Annotated in this window: 19 protein-coding genes; 10 read left to right on the top strand and 9 right to left on the bottom strand. The window is 63.2% G+C overall.

Going from position 1 to position 20,599, the window contains the following annotated elements; all coding sequences use genetic code 11:
- The first annotated feature begins 185 nt into the window (after window positions 1-185).
- The 6 genes from hrcA to VNT59_RS17575 all read left to right on the top strand — a co-directional run bounded on the left by hrcA (window position 186) and on the right by VNT59_RS17575 (window position 8,500).
- A complete protein-coding gene (gene hrcA, locus VNT59_RS17600; RefSeq protein ID WP_325500521.1) occupies window positions 186-1,199 on the top strand; it encodes a heat-inducible transcriptional repressor HrcA in 1,014 nt (337 codons plus the stop codon).
- Window positions 1,200-1,395: 196 nt separating this feature from the next.
- Window positions 1,396-2,469 carry a site-specific integrase gene (locus VNT59_RS17595; RefSeq protein ID WP_325500487.1) on the top strand — a complete coding sequence of 358 codons (1,074 nt, stop codon included), beginning with the start codon at window positions 1,396-1,398 and terminating at the stop codon, window positions 2,467-2,469.
- Window positions 2,470-2,574: 105 nt separating this feature from the next.
- Window positions 2,575-4,389, top strand: a complete 1,815-nt coding sequence (locus tag VNT59_RS17590) for an ATP-dependent nuclease (protein WP_325500485.1) — start codon at window positions 2,575-2,577, stop codon at window positions 4,387-4,389.
- Window positions 4,386-5,657 carry an ATP-dependent helicase gene (locus VNT59_RS17585; RefSeq protein ID WP_325500483.1) on the top strand — a complete coding sequence of 424 codons (1,272 nt, stop codon included), beginning with the start codon at window positions 4,386-4,388 and terminating at the stop codon, window positions 5,655-5,657. Before VNT59_RS17590 ends, VNT59_RS17585 begins: the two co-directional genes overlap by 4 nt.
- A gap of 126 nt (window positions 5,658-5,783) precedes the next feature.
- The gene (locus VNT59_RS17580; protein ID WP_325500481.1) at window positions 5,784-6,764 is read left to right on the top strand and encodes a hypothetical protein; all 981 of its coding nucleotides are present in this window, start codon (window positions 5,784-5,786) and stop codon (window positions 6,762-6,764) included.
- Between the two features lie 206 nt (window positions 6,765-6,970).
- On the top strand, window positions 6,971-8,500 hold the full coding sequence (locus VNT59_RS17575) for a nuclease-related domain-containing protein (protein WP_325500479.1): 1,530 nt from the start codon (window positions 6,971-6,973) through the stop codon (window positions 8,498-8,500).
- A 121-nt stretch (window positions 8,501-8,621) separates the two neighbouring features.
- Here VNT59_RS17575 and VNT59_RS17570 read toward each other — a convergent pair whose 3' ends face one another.
- Window positions 8,622-9,677 carry a hypothetical protein gene (locus VNT59_RS17570; RefSeq protein WP_325500477.1) on the bottom strand — a complete coding sequence of 352 codons (1,056 nt, stop codon included), beginning with the start codon at window positions 9,675-9,677 and terminating at the stop codon, window positions 8,622-8,624.
- 80 nt (window positions 9,678-9,757) lie between these two features.
- Here VNT59_RS17570 and VNT59_RS17565 point away from each other — a divergent pair, with 80 nt between their 5' ends.
- Both VNT59_RS17565 and VNT59_RS17560 read left to right on the top strand, forming a co-directional pair.
- Window positions 9,758-9,976, top strand: a complete 219-nt coding sequence (locus tag VNT59_RS17565) for a DNA-binding protein (protein ID WP_325500475.1) — start codon at window positions 9,758-9,760, stop codon at window positions 9,974-9,976.
- Between the two features lie 156 nt (window positions 9,977-10,132).
- Window positions 10,133-10,948, top strand: a complete 816-nt coding sequence (locus tag VNT59_RS17560) for a replication protein RepA (RefSeq protein ID WP_325500473.1) — start codon at window positions 10,133-10,135, stop codon at window positions 10,946-10,948.
- 117 nt (window positions 10,949-11,065) lie between these two features.
- Here the strand turns inward: VNT59_RS17560 and VNT59_RS17555 are convergent, their stop codons facing one another.
- The 5 genes from VNT59_RS17555 to VNT59_RS17535 all read right to left on the bottom strand — a co-directional run bounded on the left by VNT59_RS17555 (window position 11,066) and on the right by VNT59_RS17535 (window position 14,900).
- A complete protein-coding gene (locus tag VNT59_RS17555) occupies window positions 11,066-11,290 on the bottom strand; it encodes an antitoxin VbhA family protein (RefSeq protein ID WP_325500471.1) in 225 nt (74 codons plus the stop codon).
- Between the two features lie 1,141 nt (window positions 11,291-12,431).
- Window positions 12,432-13,619, bottom strand: a complete 1,188-nt coding sequence (locus VNT59_RS17550; protein ID WP_325500469.1) for a type IV secretion system protein — start codon at window positions 13,617-13,619, stop codon at window positions 12,432-12,434.
- 68 nt (window positions 13,620-13,687) lie between these two features.
- Entirely contained in the window at window positions 13,688-14,110 is a 423-nt protein-coding gene (locus tag VNT59_RS17545; RefSeq protein WP_325500467.1) for a hypothetical protein, read from the bottom strand.
- On the bottom strand, window positions 14,107-14,328 hold the full coding sequence (locus tag VNT59_RS17540) for a hypothetical protein (protein ID WP_325500465.1): 222 nt from the start codon (window positions 14,326-14,328) through the stop codon (window positions 14,107-14,109). The genes VNT59_RS17545 and VNT59_RS17540 overlap by 4 nt, the downstream gene beginning before the upstream one ends.
- Before the next feature lie 293 nt (window positions 14,329-14,621).
- On the bottom strand, window positions 14,622-14,900 hold the full coding sequence (locus tag VNT59_RS17535) for a hypothetical protein (protein ID WP_325500463.1): 279 nt from the start codon (window positions 14,898-14,900) through the stop codon (window positions 14,622-14,624).
- Window positions 14,901-16,338: 1,438 nt separating this feature from the next.
- Between VNT59_RS17535 and VNT59_RS17530 the strand changes: the two genes are divergently transcribed.
- Together VNT59_RS17530 and VNT59_RS17525 are read left to right on the top strand one after the other, a co-directional pair.
- A complete protein-coding gene (locus VNT59_RS17530) occupies window positions 16,339-16,749 on the top strand; it encodes a hypothetical protein (RefSeq protein WP_325500461.1) in 411 nt (136 codons plus the stop codon).
- A 95-nt stretch (window positions 16,750-16,844) separates the two neighbouring features.
- On the top strand, window positions 16,845-17,834 hold the full coding sequence (locus VNT59_RS17525; protein ID WP_325500459.1) for a hypothetical protein: 990 nt from the start codon (window positions 16,845-16,847) through the stop codon (window positions 17,832-17,834).
- A gap of 466 nt (window positions 17,835-18,300) precedes the next feature.
- Here VNT59_RS17525 and VNT59_RS17520 read toward each other — a convergent pair whose 3' ends face one another.
- The 3 genes from VNT59_RS17520 to VNT59_RS17510 are packed head-to-tail and all read right to left on the bottom strand — an operon-like array spanning window position 18,301 to window position 20,595.
- Complete coding sequence (locus VNT59_RS17520; protein WP_325500457.1) at window positions 18,301-19,005, bottom strand: ABC transporter ATP-binding protein; 705 nt, start codon at window positions 19,003-19,005, stop codon at window positions 18,301-18,303.
- The gene (locus VNT59_RS17515; RefSeq protein ID WP_325500455.1) at window positions 18,992-19,753 is read right to left on the bottom strand and encodes an ABC transporter ATP-binding protein; all 762 of its coding nucleotides are present in this window, start codon (window positions 19,751-19,753) and stop codon (window positions 18,992-18,994) included. Before VNT59_RS17515 ends, VNT59_RS17520 begins: the two co-directional genes overlap by 14 nt.
- Window positions 19,753-20,595 carry a branched-chain amino acid ABC transporter permease gene (locus VNT59_RS17510; RefSeq protein ID WP_325500453.1) on the bottom strand — a complete coding sequence of 281 codons (843 nt, stop codon included), beginning with the start codon at window positions 20,593-20,595 and terminating at the stop codon, window positions 19,753-19,755. Before VNT59_RS17510 ends, VNT59_RS17515 begins: the two co-directional genes overlap by 1 nt.
- Window positions 20,596-20,599: the final 4 nt, after the last annotated feature.

Genomic DNA, 20,599 nt, shown 5'->3' with positions numbered 1-20,599 from the left:
GGCCGCGCCCTGTGCCATCCGCCCCACAAGGCGGGCCGGCCCGCGGCGCATGATGCGGACCAGCGCCCGGCCGCCGGCGCCGCGCGCGTGGCCGGCGCCGCGACCACGCGGCCCCCGGCCGGCGGGTCTTGCCCGGACGAGGGCCCCCGGCGCGGCGACTCTGATTAAAATTAAGGCAGTCCATGATGCTCGATGACCGTGCCAAGTTGTTGCTGAAAGCGCTGGTCGAGCGCTACATCGCCGAGGGCCAGCCGGTCGGCTCGCGCACGCTGTCGCGCGCCTCGGGGCTCGAGCTGTCGCCGGCCACCATCCGCAACGTGATGGCGGACCTGGAGGACCTGGGCCTGATCGCCAGCCCCCACACCTCCGCCGGGCGGATCCCCACCGCGCGCGGCTACCGCCTGTTCGTCGACACGATGCTCACGGCGCAGCGCGAGCAGCTGTTGTCGGCGCCCAGCCTGGCGGCCGACCAGCCGCAGCGGGTGATCTCCAACGCGGCGCAGCTGCTGTCCAACCTGTCGCACTTCGTCGGGGTGGTGATGGCGCCCAAGCGGTCCTCGGTCTTTCGTCACATCGAGTTCCTGCGGCTGTCGGAGAAACGCTTCCTGGTGATCATCGTGTCGCCCGACGGCGACGTGCAGAACCGCGTCGTCTTCACGGCGCAGGACTACACCCAGAGCCAGCTGATCGAAGCCGCGAACTACCTGAACGCCAACTACGCGGGCATGGCGATCGAGCAGGTTCGCGAGCGCCTGAAGGCGGAGGTCGAGAGCCTGCGCGGCGAGATCGCCGTGCTGATGCAGACCGCGGTGGAGGCCAGCTCCGAGGCGATGAGCCAGCAGGACGAGGTGGTGATCTCCGGCGAGCGCAACCTGCTGCAGGTGCAGGACTTCTCCAGCGACATGGGCCAGCTGCGGCGCGCCTTCGACCTGTTCGAGCAGAAGACGCAGCTGATGCGCCTGCTGGACATCTCCAGCCAGGCGGCGGGCGTGCGCATCTTCATCGGCGGCGAAAGCCAGGTCGTTCCGTTCGAGGAGCTGTCGGTGGTCACCTCCCCGTACGAGGTCGACGGGCAGGTGGTCGGCACCGTGGGCGTGATCGGCCCCACGCGCATGCCCTACGACCGCATGATCCAGATCGTGGACATCACGTCGAAGCTGGTCAGCAACGCGCTGAGCCACAACCGCCCCGGCTCGTAGAATCGGCCGCGGGGGGCGTTAGCTCAGTTGGTTAGAGCAGAGGACTCATAATCCCCCAGTCCACCACCTTCGCACCAACATAAGACCTAGGATCCATGCGGATTCCGCGTGGTTTCCGGCCTAGGAAGGTCGGGTCAAAATGGCGATCGGTACAGTTGCGGTACAGTCGTGAATCACACCACTGAACCGAGCGCCCATGCCCACCATCGTCAAGACTCCTTCTGGCACGTGGAAGGCGGTCATTCGGAAGACGGGATTCCCGACAACGATCAAGACGTTCCGACTCAAGAAGGACGCGGAGGATTGGGCACGGCGAGCGGAAGACGAGATGGTCCGCGGCCTCTATGTGCAGCGCGCGCCGTCGGAGCGCCTCACCTTTGAAAGGGCCATCCGACGTTACCTGGACGAGGTGACGCCGACGAAGCGGCCGCTGACACAGGTTGGCGAGCTCAGGCGGTCGGTTCCGTTGGTCGAGCACTTCGGGAAATACTCCCTCGCGGCGATCACTCCGGAATTGATCTCGCACTACCGAGACGCGCGCCTCGCCGGCGAGGACCGCAAGGGCAAAGACGGTATGCCAGTCCCTCGCGCGACCAATACCGTTCGTCTTGAGCTGGCTCTTCTAGGGCACCTCTTCACGGTTGCCGTGAAGGAGTGGGGCTTGGGCCTGACGTACAACCCGGTGTTGAACGTGCGCCGGCCGGCGCCAGGCGCAGGGAGAAACCGGCGACTCGACGCGCATGAAGAAGCCGCGCTCTTCGCGGCCGTTGACCGACACTCAAACCCGATGCTCGGCTGGATCGTGCGCATTGCACTTGCGACCGGCATGCGCTCGTCAGAGATCACGAGCCTGCGTCGAGGTCAGGTCGATTTGTCGCGTCGTGTAGTGCGCCTGGTCGAAACGAAGAACACGCTACCTCGCACCGTGCCGTTGAACGCACAAGCGACCGCATTGTTCAAGAAGGCGCTGACCAATTCCCTTCGACCGATAGACACCGATCTTGTGTTCTTCGGCGAGCCCGGGCGTGACGGCAAGCGTCGACCGTACAACTTCAACAAGATTTGGCTCGACATCAAACGGGCAGTCGGATGCGCGGACTTCCGTTTTCACGACTTGAGGCACGAAGCCGTGAGTCGATTCGTCGAACGTGGGCTGAGCGATCAGGAGGTGTCCGCAATCAGCGGCCACAGGTCCATGCAGATGCTGAAGCGCTATACGCACTTGCGTGCCGAGGACTTGGTGGCGAAGCTTGACAAGCTGAAGGCGTGAGCAACGACACACGTCACCAGCAACTCCGCTCCACGCTGTTGTCGCCGTGCGTGTAGAGCTTAAGCGCGATAGTCTGTAGCATTGCAGCAAGGGAGCGTGCGTGCGATGCGACTGGTCCTGCTCGAGATAACAAACTTCCGCGGTATTCGGACGGGCCGCGTCGCGCTCGGACGCCACTCGGTACTTGTCGGGCCCAACAACTGCGGCAAGACGACCATTATTGAGGCCCTGGCCCTACTGTTCGGACGAGACCGACTTGTCCGCTCGCTGACCGAGCACGATTTCTATGGCGGTCGTCCCAAGCCGCAGGATCGGATCAAGATCGTGGCCACCGTGGGTGGGTTTAAGGACGACGATTTCACCGTCTATCCCTCATGGTTCGGCGACAACCGCGGCGTACCCAAGTGGCTGGATCCGACGAATTCGACCGTCCACGCCGTGCGCACCGACAACGCTTCTTCGCTGGTTTGCCAGATCGCGTTCGCTGCCCGCTTCGACAAGGACACCCTGGAGGTGGAGACCGCGCGCTACTTCCACGATGACCCGAACGCCCCTGATGTGTTCGAGCAGGGAACTTGGGTCTCCGTGCCGCTCGCGCTGATTCGGGAAGTGGGCCTCTTCCTGGTGCCGGCCAACCGGGCTTGGGACAAGGTGATCTCGTTCGGGTCGGAGCTTTTCAGGCGCGTCGTTGCCAGCGGCGGCGGGCTGCCCGCCGCCGCCGTCATCGAGGAGCGCGATGCACTTCGCAAACCGGCCAAGCCGCTTGAGGAAGATCCGAATCTGACCGAGCTGATCACGGACCTCAACACCGAACTGAGCGGGTTCTTCTCGTCCAAGCCCAAACTGCAGTTGCGGGTCACGTCGACGGACAGTGAGGGAGTGCTGGACGCCGTGGTGCCTCATTATGTACACGAGGGCGCCGATTGGAGTGTCCCCGCGCGGCGCCACGGCAGCGGTCTCGTGTCGCTGCAATGGCTGCTGCTGCTGCTGCAGTTCGGCCGTCGACGCGCTCTGGCCGGCCAAGGATTCTGGATAGCGCTCGAAGAGCCGGAACTGCACGTGCCGCCCGCCCTGCAGCGTCGCATCGTTCACCGCCTTCAGGCGCTGTCGACACAGACCATCGTGTCGACTCATTCGCCGATGGTCGCGGCGCTCTCGGACTCGCGAGGACTCTCGGTGCTGCGCAACGAGGGCGGAACGTTGACGTGCCAGAACTTGGCCAGTGCCGTGCTGGAGCAAGCCACGCCGAATGCTGTGCGTAAACTGTTCGAGCTCAACCGCCTAGACACGATCGCTGCTCTTATGCACGACGTAGTTCTGGTGCCCGAGGGGCGGATCGATGTGGACCTCATACGGTTGCTGGTCCGCATCGTCGATGCCCATCAGTCTTGGGACGCCTCGCATGAATGCCGGTTCGACGCCCACCTGGGTCTTGTCCCGACGCATGACGGCAGCGTGGTGGTCACCTACGATCATCTTTCCAAGCTGCACGCGATAGTGGTCTGTCTAGTCGATGGTGACGCCGCTGGTACGGGTTACGTGACGGAGCTCGAAGCAAGAGCCACGCCGCCCCAGCTTATCCTGCGCTGGCCGGAGAACTGGATGGTCGAGGACATGATCGGTTGGGTCGCAGGCGCCGACGAAGTGGCGTTCCTTGCGGCGCTCGCGAATTCGTCGTTGCCCCAACCGTCGGCATCGGTGCCCGACTTGGTGCAGCGCTTGAAGACCAAGGGTCAAGGCGGCCTCAAGTCCGACAACGTTTCCTATGAGGCCATCGCCGAGACGGTGATCGCGGTTCCGGACTGTGTGGCCCGGGCGCGCGAGCTGCTTAACGCGATGAGCGACACCTGTATGGGGATCGCTTCTCCGAGGTTTGCCGAGCCTGCGGGACATCCGCGCGTGCGGACTTTCCAGCCATGACGGTCTGGGCAGTCGACGCGCCCGCCGGTTATGGGAAGACCCATCGGCTGATGCATATGCTCAGCCTGACCCTTATTGAGCACCCGCTTCAGGAGGGGCAGCAGGTCTTGGCTCTCGCGTTCATGCACGGCGCGCGGCGCCGACTGAACGAACGGCTCGACTCGCTGCAGGGCCTGGCGAGGCGGTACGCTTGCATGACTGTGGATAGCTTGGCATGGCGCGTGCGGCAACGCTGGCGCAGCTTGGGAACTCATCTCGGGTTGCCGCTGCCCGGCGATGCCGGGTCGTACGAGGCCGAGTGCAAGTGCGCAGCCGACATGCTCGCCGACCCAGCGCTAAAGCGGTGGCTCGCAGGCAGCTTTCCAATCATCGTCGTGGACGAGGCGCAGGACCTGACGACGCCTCGGCTGGCGATTGTCGCGGCGCTGTCGCAGGTGGCGCGTGTCTTCTTGGCCGCCGACGAGTTCCAATGTCTCAATCCCGAGCTACGCCCCAATCCGCTCGAGAAGTGGTTGCCGACAGTCTGCAAGCCCGAGACGCTGCCCGAGCCTCGACGGACGAATGTCCAGGATTTGTTGGGCGCCGCGGAAGCGATCCGCGCGGGCAAGCCTCCGGAGTCGAAGAAGAAGTTCAAGATCATGGCCGGTCCCAGTCTGCCGCTGGCGGCCGCGCAACTTGCCTCGGCGATTAAGTGGCGCAATGGGGGATCCGTGGCCGTCATTGCGCCAACCATCCGGGACAAGTGGGTGAAGGGCACGATCGTGCACGCGCAGACCAAGCCGAGCGGGAAGAACAAGGATGCAGGGCCGTTTCCCATTCGGTGGGAGGAGTCCGAGTCAGACGAGATGGTCAGGCTCACTGACGGCCTGCAACTCCCAGATGCCTGTTCTTTCGCCGCCGCCATTGAGGTACTGCGCGCATTGCCTCGTAGCGGACCCGTCGAACAGACGATTGCGTGCCTTCAGCGAACGGCGAGCACGACTGGTCGCGCGGAGACGGGCAAGTCGGAAATCCTGGACCATGTGCACCGCTACGTGGGTATCAGGCGACATCAGGCTAGGTCTGGAGATAGTGGATTGCTCGCGATGACGGTGCACCAGGCCAAGAATCGCGAGTTCGACGGCGTAGTGCTGATGTGGCCGTACGCTATCGGGGGCGACGAGGAAGCCAAGCGGCGACTCTTGTACAACGCCATTACAAGAGCGCGCAGATGGTGCAATGTCATCGTCCAGGGTCAGGACCTCATGAAGAAGCCGCCGTTCGGATGAAACGATGGTCGGCGGTTTGTGCCCCGGGTAGACGGTGAACGAGAAGAAATGTTCGAGCTGCACTTCAACCTCGCACCACGGGCATGAGAAAGAGCCGGCGACACGAGCGATGAACGAGGAGGACAAGTGAGCTTTTCTTTCACAACAGGGCGCACCGCGACGGAGTGCCGAGTTCAAGGGGCCTCCGGCCGCCGACTGCTCGGAGGCTACGAATTAATCTTCAACATCCAAATCCGAACGGCAGCGCACGAACGGTCTCACGACAAGCTATCGATCAGAGAGTGGCAGGCGAGTGTGAATTGCGGCCGCAAAGGGGCAGGCATGCGTCCGCTCGGTACCGCTATTCCTCAGAGTTCAACAATCGTTCAAACGTACGATTTTGAGAACACGGCCAACGTTGCCCTGTCCATCGAACTCACGCCTGGCAAGCTCGCCGAGTTAGAACAAATCCGGAATGGCGATGATGTTGATTTCCAGCTCAATCTTTCTGCGATCGCCCACGGATGGGTCGAGGAATTGAGCGTCCAGCCAGGCAACGCCAACGCAAGAACCCGAGTGCGCGAGCAGGCGCAGCCGATGCACGACTCGATTGACCACACGATCCGGCTAACCGAGTGGACTCAAATCCTCGAGCAGATGGACTACCAGCGCACCATGGTCTTCTCACTCGTTTTTCCTGCGCGACCCGGCGGTGACCAATTCGTCTCAGCTCACCGTCTGCTCGAGCAAGCACGGGAGCAGCTCCTCCGCGGCCACTACGAGCCGGTCGTGTCGCTTTGCCGAAAGGTCATGGACAGCCTTGTCGCTTCCTCCGGCGAGAAAGAAATAGTGCGCGCGGCGGCATCGAAGTATCGCGAATCCCGCGAGACGCGTGAGTCGATGACGAAGCGCGAGCGGGCGCTGTTCCTGCAGGAAGCGGCCAGGCACTACACACACTTGGCACACCACGTGAACGAGCAAGACGGCGCGCCGGAGTGGTACAGCCGCGGAGACGCCACGTTCTGCTTAGCGCTCGCGAGTGCGGCCCTTTCGGAATCAGTCGCACGGCAAGCGGCGGGGCTTGACGCACCGACGTCGGACGGTGCCCACGAGGGGGCTAGCCCCTAGCTGGGGCCAGTGGCCCGAAATCGAGGGCGCCCGTCCCTTTGAATACTTTCTGTCCATCACTCGTTTCGGTCACCGTGACAAGGGGTTTGCTGGCAGGGCCGAAAATTGGCCTGTAAGCTGTTGATTCGTAAGTAGTCTTTACTCTGTTGGTTCAGCAAGAATCGCGTTGTAGGTATCTTATAAATAGCGCAGTGTGACAGCACTCCATGACTGATCAAATCCGACGAATCTTGAAAGATCGTGGGCCGTGTCTAAGCTCGACACTCGCGCAGGACCTCGCTGCGCGGGCGGGGATCTCACTGGAAGCGGCCCGTCAAAGAGTTCATCGGAGCGAAGGGGTTTCTCGCCTGAAGGGCATCCCGTTCGAACGGAATGCGCGGTTCACCTATTTGGACGAGCAGTATGGGACTGCGGCATTCTGGAGCGCACTGACCACAGCCCTTCTTGAAAAAAGCAAAGCATATGGTCCCGCGCTCGCGGCTCTCCGCGCGCGCGCCGGCGTAATGCCTCGCGCGCACTTTGAGTCTGCAAGCGGAGCGCCGGTCCGACAGAAAGGACACGTTGGCGCCGAAACAGTTCTGGAGCGGCTGAAAGCCGCGAATTTGGTCAGGGAGTTCGACATCCCGGGAATCGGAACCTGTGTCGCGCTGAGCCAGGGCACGGAAATCAGTTCCGGCTCCGTGTCGCGATTGAAGGCCCGATTGGTAGCGGAGCAGGTGCTGCTCCAGGCCGTTCACAACTGGGCCCGCAATCTCGCGGTCGGTAGCTCGGCGCGCATTGAGCATCGCGGTGCAGGTGACAAGCTTCCCCAGGTAGGTACGTTTTGCTGGGATCTGGCTGCTCCCTCGTACTTGGCGCCGCTTCGGACCGATCGGAAAGGGCAGCGGCCACATCCCGGATTCTTCGTCTGCGACGTGCTCCTCGGCCACGCAATGACCCTGGAATCCATCGCACCATTCCTGCACAAGTGCACCACCCTCTCGATGCTGAAGAAGGTGGGGCGCACGCTGCACATGTTTGTAGCAAGCGAGTTTTCGCCGGAGGCTTTCCAGAAGCTTCGCGAAATCGGTGTCGTGCCCGCGACGGTCGAGAATTTATTTGGTCGTGAGCTGGCCGCGGCGTTCACGCAGCTGATCCAAGTGTTGTCGCAGGCGGCAGCGCAATTGACCGATGTCGAAAAATTTCTGGAACTTTTCACTCGACTAACTCAAATCGAGGGTGCGTTCGGCGCGATGAGAGGTGCGTTCTTCGAGATGATCACGGCCGAAGTCTTGCGGCGGCGATATCCCAACGCACAGGTTTCGATGAATCTGCTTGTGCACACCGAAGATGGAAGCGCAGAAATTGACGTCCTCGTCCGCAGCAATCGCGACCTGGTCGCTGTGGAATGCAAGGCACCTCGTCCCGGAGGGACCGTGGATGACGACGAGGTAGACAAGTGGCTGCATCGACGCCTCCCGGTCGTTCGACGATTCGCAGAGCGACAGTTCGACCTCAGGGACATGCGTCAACACTTTCTCTTATGGACCACCGGTCGGCTCACCGAAAACGCCCGAACGGCAGTGCGACATTTCAATGAACTGCGGCGCTCCGGTCTCTACGAACTTCACGTCCTCGAGGGCAAGGAGGTGCTGGCCGAAGCGCAACGGGCGGATGCGACGGCGCTTGTGGGCCTGTTGAAGCGTCACTATTTGCCCGCAGACGACCACAACGAGCGAGCCACGGGCTCGACCTAGCAGGGCGCGACTATTGCTCGCTCTCTATACGGCTCTTCGTTAGGACGACGAGCCGAGCCCTCTCCTGTTTCTTCCCGACTCGCCCTCAAGCATCAATGGCTAGCGACGATCTGCGCAGAGTTCATGCGTCAAGCCGATACTCCGCCGGCAACGACTTAAGCGCTTTCGAGACCGCTTGCGCAGAGATCCCGCAACGCGCGGCGATTTCCCGTTGCTTGTATCCCGCGGCCTTCAACACGACCATGAATTTCTTGATGTCACTGACCTTGTTTCGCACGAGTCGAGCTGCAAGGTCTCGCAGTTCGCCTTGATCACTCGGAAAGAGTAGCCTGCGCTGGATCAGAGCCAGATAGAAGTCGTCCACAACGACATTCCCAGATCTCGATGCGCGCATTGACGTGCTCGCACTTTGGCGCGCGAGGCGTTGCGACTCGAGGTCAAGCTCCTTCGCAGCGCGGAGAGCGCGCTTGTATTCGGGGTTCCAGCGTCCGTCGTGATTTCGCGGCCGGTGATCGATGCAGTAGCGGCCGCTGAGACTCGGCACCAAGTTGCCGTGGTCGTGCGGCCAGGTGACTTCGCGGAGTGCCGGTGATGCGCTGAGATACGACTTGACCTCCGGTTCGTTGCCGCAGAAGCGGCAGTGCTCCTCGCCACGGAGGGCGTTCACGCTATCGACAGTCGTAGTCGTGCGAGGCCTCTTTCTCGCGCAGCCTGCTGCGAGATCGATCAGCGAGGCCAGCGTGTCGCTCAGCACATTGTCGACGGTGGCCGTTGGCCTGTTTCGGCGCGCCCTAACGGTCCAGTCCGACAACGTGATGGGCGACTTGCGCGGTCGCGCATCCGACGCGGTCTTTGCGATGCTCCGGATGCGATCGCGGACCCCATCAAAACCCAACACCCGCGCACCCTCGCGAAGATCCAGCCGGACCAGTTCAGCTCGCATGAAGTGGCGCTTCGGAAAGGCAGCGACGTAAGTCGCCCAGGCAGGTCCGACGATCTCTCCAAAGAGGCGGTAAAGCGGGTATCGCCTGGAGCGCGTCGAGAACGGAGCCCACAGCCGAGTCAATTTTCTGATCGCCGCGGCAATGCCGGGGTCGCAGCTCTCCCAAGGACTTGCGCCCTGATGCCTTTCCTTTCGGTTGAGGGCCGCATTCACAAAATCAACCAAGACGTCCAATTAATGATTTTGTGACTATAGCGCAACGATGGGACTATCACCGCCACCTTGCGAATGCGTTCGATTGATTTGGGGGAACGATGGACATCGAGAAGACACTGCTCGCCGAACACGGCTGCTTGCTCAGCATCGAAGCGCTGGCAAAGGTGCTGCATCGGTCGTCTGAGGGCCTGCGGATCAGTCTGCGCGCATCGAACACCAGCGAATGGGCGCGTCGAGTGAACGCGACAAGATTGAAGATCGGGCGGCGCGTCTACTTCAGAACCTCAGAGATTGCCGTCATTCTGTCCGGTCAATAGGTGGTGTCGCACGCAGCGTCCGCCCAGGTCGACCTCCTGCCAGCTTTTGATGGGTCATCCGAGTCTCTGCGCTCACGGAGGGCCCGCTCCGACAAGCTCCTTGCGGTTGGCGAAGCAATCGCGGTCACTCCTCCCGCGAGTGCTGACATTTCTTTCATGCACTCGATCCTGTGCCAGTTGGGACTACCGCGCAAGAAGGTCTTCGGTGACACATTCATGCGGCGGCAGGGTGCAGCTTGGCTCAGCGTTCAGGCTGGACACCTGGATCTCGGGAACGGCCCGGTGCAGATGCAGCTCCCTTACGGCGCCATGCCGCGACTCGCCCTTGCCTGGGTGTCCACGTATGCTGTCATGAACCGCACGCGGGAAATTCCGATCGGAGAGAGCGCCGCAGGGTTCCTGCGGATGATGGGCATGTCGAGCGACGGCCACAGGTTTGCCACGCTCAGAACGCAAATGCACGCGTTGGCAGCGTGCCGGTTGCAGCTTGGTTACCGAGGCCGGACGTTCAATGGCCAACCTGTCGAGCAATTCGATGCTTGGGTAAGACGCGACGGCCCGAACAGGCAACGTTCCCTCTGGCCGGGAGTCATGGTCCTCTCCGAGTCGTACAGCAAGTCTCTGTTTGAAAGCGCCGTCCCGCTGGATCGTCGCGCCCTGCATGCCTTGAAGGGGTCGGCTCTTGCCTTGGACGTCTACACGTGGCTCGCGCATCGACTGCATCGGATTGAGGGAAAGCCGATCATGTTGGAGTGGCGCCCTCTCAAGCAACAGTTCGCTCAGGAATACGTTGGCAAAGAGGCCGACAAGGACTTCAAGTCCGAGTTCCTCACGGCGCTTCGCAAGGTGCAGGTGGTCTATCCACGGGCCAACGTGAAACGGATCTTGGGCAAGGGGCTCCTGCTGAGCAGTTCACCGCCGCCGGTCGCTCCCCGGTCTGACGGTGCAGGCATCGCCTGGACTCGCTTGTGAGCTCTGAAGCTTAAGCAAGCGCACGAGTGTTCCGGCCTCGTTCAGGCTGTCAGCAACTCGCGTGGCCCAGTCCCTGCGTATTGCGAAATGCGGAGCTGTGAGGGGTGCGAGTAGGGATCAGCGAACGTCGGAGACATCTGCCCGCGCGTCAGTTGTCAGGCCGTGCTCCTTGAGCACGCGGCCAATGCCCGCCTCGACCGCCTGCTCGTGCGTCAGTCGCCCTGTGATGACGGCTTCGCACTCGGCGAGGAATTCCGGGCTCGGGACGTGACCTTCAACGCGCGTGTTCGCCAGCGCTTGATCGAAAGCGATGCGGCGTTCAGCTTCGGTGATCACGGTCATGGCAGGTCCCCTCTGTGATGACTAATTTTGCCTGTTTTGGGTTCTGACGGCGCCGACTTCCGCAAGCATGGCCGGCGGCGTGACCTCCTTGGCGATCGCGTGGGCCACCACCTTCTCCGCGGTCTTGAGGCGGCAGGCGATCTAAAGGATCATCCACGGCTTGGGAGCGACGCCGAAGGCGCGCGCTAGGTGGGCTTGCTCAAGCAGCCTGGCGCGCAGCGGGGCAACCTGATTCGCTGGTGACGCACATTGAACGGAGGAAGCATGCGCTAGCCGCAAGCCGAACGGGCGCCGGCGACGCGGCCGAAGCCAAGAACTTAAGGTCGCGGTGTCCAGCGCTGGCGCTAAAAGCGTGTGTCGCGGGCCGGCAAGCGTGATGTGCCCCGACGCCACGTTGCCGAGCTGAAGCCGCGCATGGTTATCAACGTGAAATCGCCCCCCATGTTTCGAGGCGCCGTCGGTTGTCCACGTGAAATCACCCCCCGCGCGGACGTGAAATCACCCCCCGTCGCCCGCCCTTGCTCACGTGAAGTCGCCCCCCCACAATAACCTGTATTGTTCCCTGTAATTCTTCCTATACCGCGCCTCCGAAGCGCTGACCACGGGGAAGTCGCGTTGTCTCCGCGGCCTCACCTCCTGGAGGAGCCGGTTCTCGGCTCATCAAGAAAAGCGCGGCAAGGTCCGCTCTTGGCCTTCACGGCCGTTCTGCTCACACGGTGCGGAAGTGATGAGCGGCGGCCAACTGCGGCCTAGCTAAGGGCCGCTCGCGGACTGTGGACAGGTAAGCAGGGCGTCCACCGCTGAAACGAATGGGTGGGGCACCGCCCACGAGGCTCCAATTCGGGCGGTAGGCTGACTGCGCCGGGAAATCAGCCCTGCGGGCGCCGCACTTCGTGTCGCGCGCGTACCTTCTCGTTCTCGGTCGACCGGATGGGGGGAGCCGCCGCCGGCGGGGGGCGCAGCCCCCGGGGGGCCGGGGGGCTGCAGGCCCCGCCGTGCTGGGAGCCTGCGTTAGCAGGCGGCGCGTGAGCGCGGGTGGAATCTGACGATCAGAGGCCCGCGGTCGCCTGCAGCGCTCGACCGTGCAGCCACTTCGAGAAATCGCGTCCTAGGCGGTTCTAGCGCGCCAGGCGGGCCGATTTCAAGCTCCCGGCGGCGGTGGGGCTGGTGGGGGCGCCTTCGGCAGCCCCGACATGACGTCGATGGCAGGCGTTGTCCACGCGCCAGCTCCCCCCATTGGCCTTTGGTGGCCTGTCACAACACCGATGCCGGCGTCCTGGCGAGCGCCAAGACGGTACGCGTTCGCGACGCTGCCCTCCTGCATGTTCATCGTCGCCGACGAGAAGCGGCCGGCAGACTGCATCATCGCGAGAGAGCGCTCGCCGATCGAGGTCTCCGAAAGCCTTTCGACTGCCTTGCCCACCGCCTGGCCAGCTCGCGTTTGGGACAGCGCACCGCCAGCGTAAGCACCGGCGTTCGCGGCTCCACGAGCAGTGCCCTTCATTGCGCTGCTGATCGCCGCCAGTGGTGCTTTCGCCGCGGCGGGACCCAACACCGAAATTCCGATTCCTCCAACGATGTTGCCGGCGATCTCGGGCACGCGTCGCGTGATCATGATGAGGGCCACGATTGATGCAAGAGCGGCAACGGTGCTGCCGATGAAGTCCATGGTGTCAGAGTGTTGTGCAATGCTCGTTGTGTACTGATTGAGCAGACCAAGGCCGATCCCGAGAACGGCGCTCATCACGACAGCCGTGAGCGTGTACTTCATGACGCCACCGAGCCACCCGTCGAAGAACCGTGCTGTGGCTTGGAACGCGAAGCAAGCGACGAACAGAGGTCCGACCGCGAAGAGAATCCCGAGCGCGAAGTCGATCAGGATAAATTCGCCGCAGATGAGGGCCGCGTACACAGCGATGCAACCCACCATGAAGCCCATGCCCGCCAAGCCGATGAGGCCGGCGAAGTTGCCCATCAGAATGTTCGTGTTGTCGAAGACCCAAGGCATCATCTTCTGCATCGTGTTGGCGGCCTTGAACAGAGCCTGGTCGAGCGCATCGTATGAGTTGGTTCCAGGGGGAGCCATTGAGAGAAGATTCGCAAGGTCAGTTCGCAGCTCCTTAGCGAAGCCAACGATGTTCGCGTCATATGCGCCGCCTGCCAGCGCCAGGCTCATCACGAGGAAAGCGCGCATGCTGTGCGCAAACAGATCCAGCGTGTGATGATGCCCGCCGGCGCCGCGCATGAGGTTGAAGCCGTGCCACATGATCGAGATCGTCAAACCGAGAAGAATCATCGGCGCGACCCATGTCACGATCGTGCTTGGCACGTCTGACCATTGTTGGAGCGGTCGAAGGACCGCATCAGAAATGCTGGCGAAGATCGGCGGCGCGGAGGTCATTTAGCTGCCCCCATTTGCGACATGCGAAGCTTCAGAAACGGGTCCGCTTGGCAGTAGTCGTATGGTCCGAATTCACGAGGCTTGAAGTTCTTCGCACAGGCGCGCACAGCCTCGTGCCACGTCTTAAACCCGTACTTGGCGATTTCTGGCGACTCGTCCCGGCGGTGAGAGACGGCCTCGCCGAAGCACATGCCGTGGGTTGCGGCCATACAGGCACGCGCAGCAGCATCGTTGCTCTTGTAGCCATAGTGACGCGCGATCGCTTCCTGGGCAGCCTTGTACTCGGCCGGTGGCTGAAGCAGCATGTCGAGGAAGTACGCGCCATACGGCGGGGGTTGCGGCAGCGGCGGCGTCTTCACGTCGGCAGCATTCGCGTAGGCGAGGACGAGAAGGGAGAGTGTGGCGATGACGCGTTTCATTGCTCGTTTTCCTTGCTTTCCGGAGTGGGCGGGGCGCGCCGGTGAATGATCTTGTCAACGACCTCCAGGACGGCGTTAGCTGCACAGAGCGCGCCGGTGGCGCAGAGGGTCACGAACTGCCAAATCATGCGTACCTGCATCCTGAGACACAGGAAGCCGAGGACCGTGAGTCCAACCAGCACGGCGCACATCAGCGCCAGCGCAGCCAGGTCGATCAAGAGTTTCAAAGTTGCACCCCTCAGTTGTTCGCAAAACAGCTTGCCGTGGCTCGCTGCCGCGTCAAGTCGCTGCGATTCCTAAGGCTCTTAGGGATTCGGGCGAGAGGGCTCGCCCTTAATGCTCGCGGCGCAAAGCCGGCCCGCGGTGCATGCCTGCGAGGGTGCCTGCAGGCGAAGGTGGCACAACTAGGGTGCCCTTCAGAGGACGCTCAGGACTGGGCCCTGAGGAGAGATTCGATGTTGCCCAGCAATCGCATCGGCGTCTACCGAAACATGCTGTTTTGGTCGCAAGGCTACGACGATGAGCCCTTCGGCGTCCCAGAGATCGTGCGCTCACTGGGGCCTGGTTCCGCGTCAAAGTCGATGCTCGCCTTCACCCAGCGTTCGAAGGTGCGCAGCGAGCACGAAACGCCATGCTCCTCCTTCAGGTATTCAAAGGTGGTTTTCACGCTGAAGCCTCGGAAGTGCAGCCACACGATTTCCTCGCGGAACGCTTCGAAGACTTGCCGAGCCGCGTCCGGCTTGTGCCGGCGCATGAAGTCGGCGAGTCGCTGCTCGATCTCTGGCGTCATGCACGCATTGTGGCTCACAACGACACATAACGACATTGTGCGACATCCAACGACATTCACCGACACGTGCAGGCTTGCCACATTGAACGCGAGGAGCTGGCCCGATCATGGTGGCGACGGATTGCGTCATCTAGCGACACGCGTTCGCTCGCTGCGTCATCGAACGTCAGCCGGATGCGGCTTCTGGCGCGCAGTGTGTCTCGCTGCGTCTCATCTCGTCCGCTTGCGTCAGGCCGCGTCACGGTGCGTCACGCCGCGTCACGGGGCGTCATTCCGCGTCAGATGTAGCCAAGCCGGGCAGAGTGGCTCTTTGCTGACAGGCACGTTGGGTATGTTTACAGCCTGGCTACGCCAGCCTGCAAAATACCGTGCCAAAGGTTCCACCTTTGGAACCGGACTCGGCTACGCCTCGGCAGTTTGTCGTTGGAGAAGCTGCGCGAAGCGGGGCCCAGTTTCTCGCCCGAGAAACTCGCAATGGGGACAGGTGTCAGTTTCTCGGGCGAGAAACTGACCGTGGAGCGGGCAGTCAGAGACGCAGCATCTGTCGGTGGGATCGGGTGCCGCCGCCCGGCCAGAAAGCGGCCTGCGGCCTCTCGGACAAGCGGGTGGTAGGGCGTGTTGGACTTGAACCAACGACCAAAGGATTCAGGTTTGCACGGCTTTCCCCGTTCCCTGGACTATCTCATCACCCTCGACCGAATCGTTAGGGTGCCGGGCGCTCGTGGGATGCTTATCGGATCGGCTCCTCACATCCTAGTCTCTGCACCTTCTCACCTACCGGCCTCTCGGCCTGCCTTCGGTGAGCTTGGCTCAGGATTGCCGGGTCATAACTGACTGACGGTTTCCCTGAATTCACCCGGTTTTTCCACGGTCGCTCTCGCGATCGGGTCACCTCTCGATGAGTCCTCTGCTCTAACCAACTGAGCTAACGCCCCGCAAGACGAATGCTACATCAGCCATCCATCTTGTGGGACGGCGGCTACCAGGGATCGCATCGTGTCCCCGGACGTGGCGTAGGTCCACAGCTTGGATCAGCCGAGATGCACGTCACTCAGCGAGCCACAGCGAGCAGCCGAGTCGGCTGCGGAAGCAGCGTCAACGGTCATTTGGTGCTCCCCTATACTGAGCCCCAGAGCGAGCTACATCGGCTATGAAGGAGTCCAGGCTTGACCGCCGCGAACGGCAGGCCCTGCGCGAGCAGGCCGAGGGGGATTTCGCGCGTTGTGAGCGGCCTGAACGAAGCCCATCGCGCCGGCGTGATCAAGGTGCTGAGGCCGAGCAACACTAGCTCTTCGCGCATACTGCGCCCAGTGGCCCAGTGGCCCAGTGGCCCCGGGGCATATAAAGCGCGCCTGAGCACGTAAAAAGGCTGCCAAGAGCGGCACGTGAAGGCTCGCGTCCACAAGGACGCGCAGCGACATTCGGACGAGGTGAAAAGATGTCCAGACTGGAGATTCATTTTAATGCCGCGAATCTCGCAGCGACGGCAGAGTGGTTGGAAGCGCAGACGGCTCCCACGCGGCCGATTGGCCAAGGACAGATGACGACGACGCAGTTTTTGATGCAGCGCGTGGTCGACGTACTGACTGACAAAATCGTGGGCATCGCCGCGGTAGAGGGCTCGGCGTTTGATGCCGTGCCTCTCTACCAACGCGTGTGGGGACACGTCGCAATCGAGCGATACGCACAATATGTGGGAAACAACCTGCAGCTGCATCCTGGGCTGTCGGTCCTAAATGCGATTGAACGGATCGACGACGGCATCGACATCAAGCGGGAGGTTTCATTGGATGATGGCACGTCGGGCATGTTCTTGGTGACCGCGACGTTGTTGTGCTGCTTGCGATAGAGGAAGAAGGGAAGCCCGAATGATTCTGGCCGGACTGCCAGCCCAGGTATCAGGCGTTTGTGTCGGCGCCCGCGCTCGGAGTTAATGATTCCGACATGGATCCTCTGCAGACCGCCGATTCCGCGACCACCTCGCCCAGTTCTTCAGCACTCCCGGTGCGAGACGCGCAGTCGACTGAGGTGCGCCCAATCGCGACTAGCCCACCGCAGCTCACCTCAGAGCACATGGCGCAGATCTTCGAGCTCGCAAGGGCGGTGGGCAGCGTCCTGACCCATCCCGAATTTCTGCGCGGCGTCCACTCCATCGTGGACCAAGTGAAGGAGTTCTTCGCCAAGGTACGCCCCGCCGTCGCCGCGCTGGGCTCGGTCGCGATGTTCCTGGGCGACGTGATGTTGCGGATTCCGGTGGAGCTGCGGGCGTCCGTGCTTGAGCTCGCGAACCGCGGCTGGTTCTTCGACCCCAACATGCCGCTGCCCAGTATGTGGCAGACCAAGACGCTGATCGAGACCGGCAAAGGAGACGAGGCCGACGCCGTCATGGCGACGCATTTCGAAGACCGACTAGACGAGATCGAGGCGCAGCTCTCCGCCGCGTTGCCTGCTCGCGTGCGCATGTTCAAGTCGGGCTTCGCCGCCCACCGCCGGGGCGAATACAACCTGTCGATCTTGATGTTCATGGCGCAGGCTGACGGCGTTTGCGCCGAGCTCCGGGGTGGACACTTCTTCCTGAAGGACCGAAACGGCAAGCCCCAGCCGGCCGCCTACGCGGAAGGCTTCGCCGGGAACTTCATGGACGAGATCGCGCACCTCGCCCTCTTCGAGGACCTGCCGATTAGGGATCGCATGGCCAGGTGGTTAGCAGGCGGAGCGACGGGCCTTAACCGCCATGGAGTTATGCATGGCGAGTCGCTCGACTACGACACAAGGGAGAACAGCCTGCGGGCCATTTCGCTCCTGAACTACGTCGCCTTGGCGCTCAACCTCGGGGAAGGCACTGCGCTGGACACCGCTGCGAAGACCCCGCTTGCGTCGATCGCCAAGATCGCGGCTCAATCGGCGCTGGAGCGTAAGACCCCCACGGAGTGAGCCGACATCAGTCTGCGAAGCTTGCGCGGTCCACTCCAAAGGCGGCAAGTGAGAGGAGCCGCAGCGGCAGCACCAGGTGAACGCCGCAGGACATGCCGAAGGCCCTGCGGGCCTGACCAAGTCCTGGGGCCCCCCTGAGCAAATCACGAAGCCACTTGCGCGCCCTTTCGTACGCGTATGCGCCTGAAAAGGGCTGCGGGCTGCGGCCTTCGCGCGACCTCTGACCCAGCCTTGCGCGTGCGCTAGGCACTTCTGGCGGTACAGTGACGGAACACCGCTCAGGCTTGCCTGATTTCCGTAAAGTTCGCTAAGTTACTGTCACCAAAGTACTTTCAGCTTTTCTAGCTTACGGTGCGTTTGGCTTCGCTGCGCAGGGCACCCACTTTCGCGGCAAAACTCATAATCCTTTGGTCGTTGGTTCAAGTCCAACACGCCCTACCACGACAGCGCCGCGGCTCCGGTCGCTTCAGTGCAAGCCCAGATACGCCGCCGTGACCGTCGGGTCGCCGCGGGCGTCGGACGCCTTGCCTTGCCACACGGTGCGCCCCGACTCCAGCACGCACAGCTCGTCGGCCACCCGCAGCAGCCGGTCGGTGTTCTGCTCGACCACCAGGATCGTCAGGCCCTCGCGCCGCAACTGCTCCAGGGCGCCGTAGCACAGGTCGATCACCTTGGGCATCAGGCCGAGCGAGATCTCGTCGATCATCAGCAGCTTGGGCCGGGTCATCAGCGCCCGCCCGATCGCCAGCATCTGCTGCTCGCCGCCCGAGAGGTTGCCGGCCAGCGAATGCAGGCGTTCGCCCAGGCGCGGGAACAGGCTCAGCACCTTGTCGCGGTCCTGGGCGAAGCGGGCCGCCGGATGGATCAGGCCGCCGACCTTCAGGTTGTCCTGCACGCTCAGGTCCTTGAACAGGCGCCGCCCTTCCGGCGAGATCGCGATGCCCAGCTTGACCCGCTCGCGCGGCCCCAGGCCGCGGAGGTCCTGGCCGTCGAAGCGGGCCGTGCCTTCGCTCATCGCCACGTGGCCGGCGATGCACATCAGGGTCGACGACTTGCCGGCGCCATTGGCCCCCACCAGACCGGTGATGGTGCCGGGCCGCAGCGCCAGCGACAGGCCGTGCACCGCCTGGAACAGCCCGTAGCCGCAGCCCAGGCCTTCAAGCTGGAACATCGGCTTCCCCTCCCAGGTAGGCGGCGCGCACCGCGGTGTCGTTCATGGTCGCCTGGGGCGGGCCGTCGGCGATCTTGTGGCCGTTGTCCAGCACCACCAGCCGCTGGCAGATCCGCATCACCTCGCCCAGGTTGTGCTCGATCAGGATGATCGTCATCCCCTGCCGGTTGACGTCGGCGATGGTGTCCGCCAGGGCCCGCGCCTCGCGCGAGTTGAGGCCGGCCAGGGGCTCGTCCAGCAGCAGCAGCCTGGGCTTGAGTGCCAGGGCGCGCGCCATCTCCAGGCGTTTGAGCACGCCCAGCGGCTGGGTGCGCGGACTCTGCTGGGCCAGCTCGCCGATGCCCAGCCGCCGCAGCGTCTGCAGCGCCTCGTCCCGCTCCGCCTGGCGGTCGACGTGGGTGAAGGCCTGCAGCGGCGTGCGGGTCTTGCCGGCGCCGGCGGCGAACGCCACGTTGTCGCGCACGTCGATCTCGCGGAACGGCCTGACCAGCTGCTGCGACAGGGCCAGGCCGGCGCGGATGCGCGCGTCGATCGACAGCGCGTCCAGGCGCCGCCCTTCCAGCGTGACGCTGCCCTTGGTGGGCCGCACGATGCCGACGATGGCCCGCATCATGGTGGTCTTGCCGGCGCCGTTGGGGCCGATCAGGCCGAGCAGTTCGCCCGGCCGCACGTCGAAGGACACGTCGTCGATGGCGGTGATGCCGCCGAAGCGCACGGTGACGTTGGCGGCGGTCAGCAGCGGCTGCATCAGCGCCCTCCCTTCGCGAGGACGCGGCGCAGCGCGCCTGTCACGCCGTCGGGCGAGAACCGCATCATCAGGAACAGCAGGCCGCCGTACACCAGCAGCTTGTATTCGCCGACGAAGGTGAACATCGAGGGCAGCAGCGACAGCACGATGGCGGCGGCTGTGACGCCCAGCACCGAGCCGATGCCGCCGATCACCACCATGGCCAGCACCGTCATCGACTCGACGAACCCGAAGCTGTCGGGGCTGATGAACTTGAGGTTGTTGGCGTAGAGCCCGCCGGCCAGGCCCGCCAGCGCCGTGCCGATGGCGAAGGCGGCCAGCTTGAAGCGCGGCACGTCCACGCCCAGCACCCGCGTGGTGTCCTCGTCTTCGGCGATGGCGTTGAACACCTGGCCCATCCAGCTGCGGCGGATGTACTGGCTGAGAAAGGCCGCCAGCACGCACAGGGCCAGCGTCAGCACCATGAAGGCGACCTTCGACAGGCCGGTGTCGGGAATGGCGGAGATCCCCATCTCGCCGCCCAGCGCGTCCTGCTGCCGGACCACGCCGACGAACAGGAAGCCGACGCCCATGGTCGTGATGGCCAGGAAGTCGGCGCGCACCCGCAGGCTGGCCAGGCCGACGATCACGCCGAACAGCGCCGGCAGCAGCATGGCCAGCGGCAGCGAGGCCAGGAAGGGCAGGCCGGCCTTGCACAGCAGCGCCGAGGTGTAGGCGCCGATGCCGAAGAACGCGGCATGGCCCAGGCTGATCTGGCCGCAGAACCCGGTGATGAGGTTCAGCGACAGGGCGAACAGCACGCTGATGCCGACCGCCGTGACCAGCGAAATCTCGTATTCCATGGAC

This window comes from Ramlibacter sp. (assembly GCF_035554825.1).
GTDB lineage: Bacteria > Pseudomonadota > Gammaproteobacteria > Burkholderiales > Burkholderiaceae_C > Ramlibacter.
This window is presented reverse-complemented; position numbering and strand designations above follow the sequence as displayed.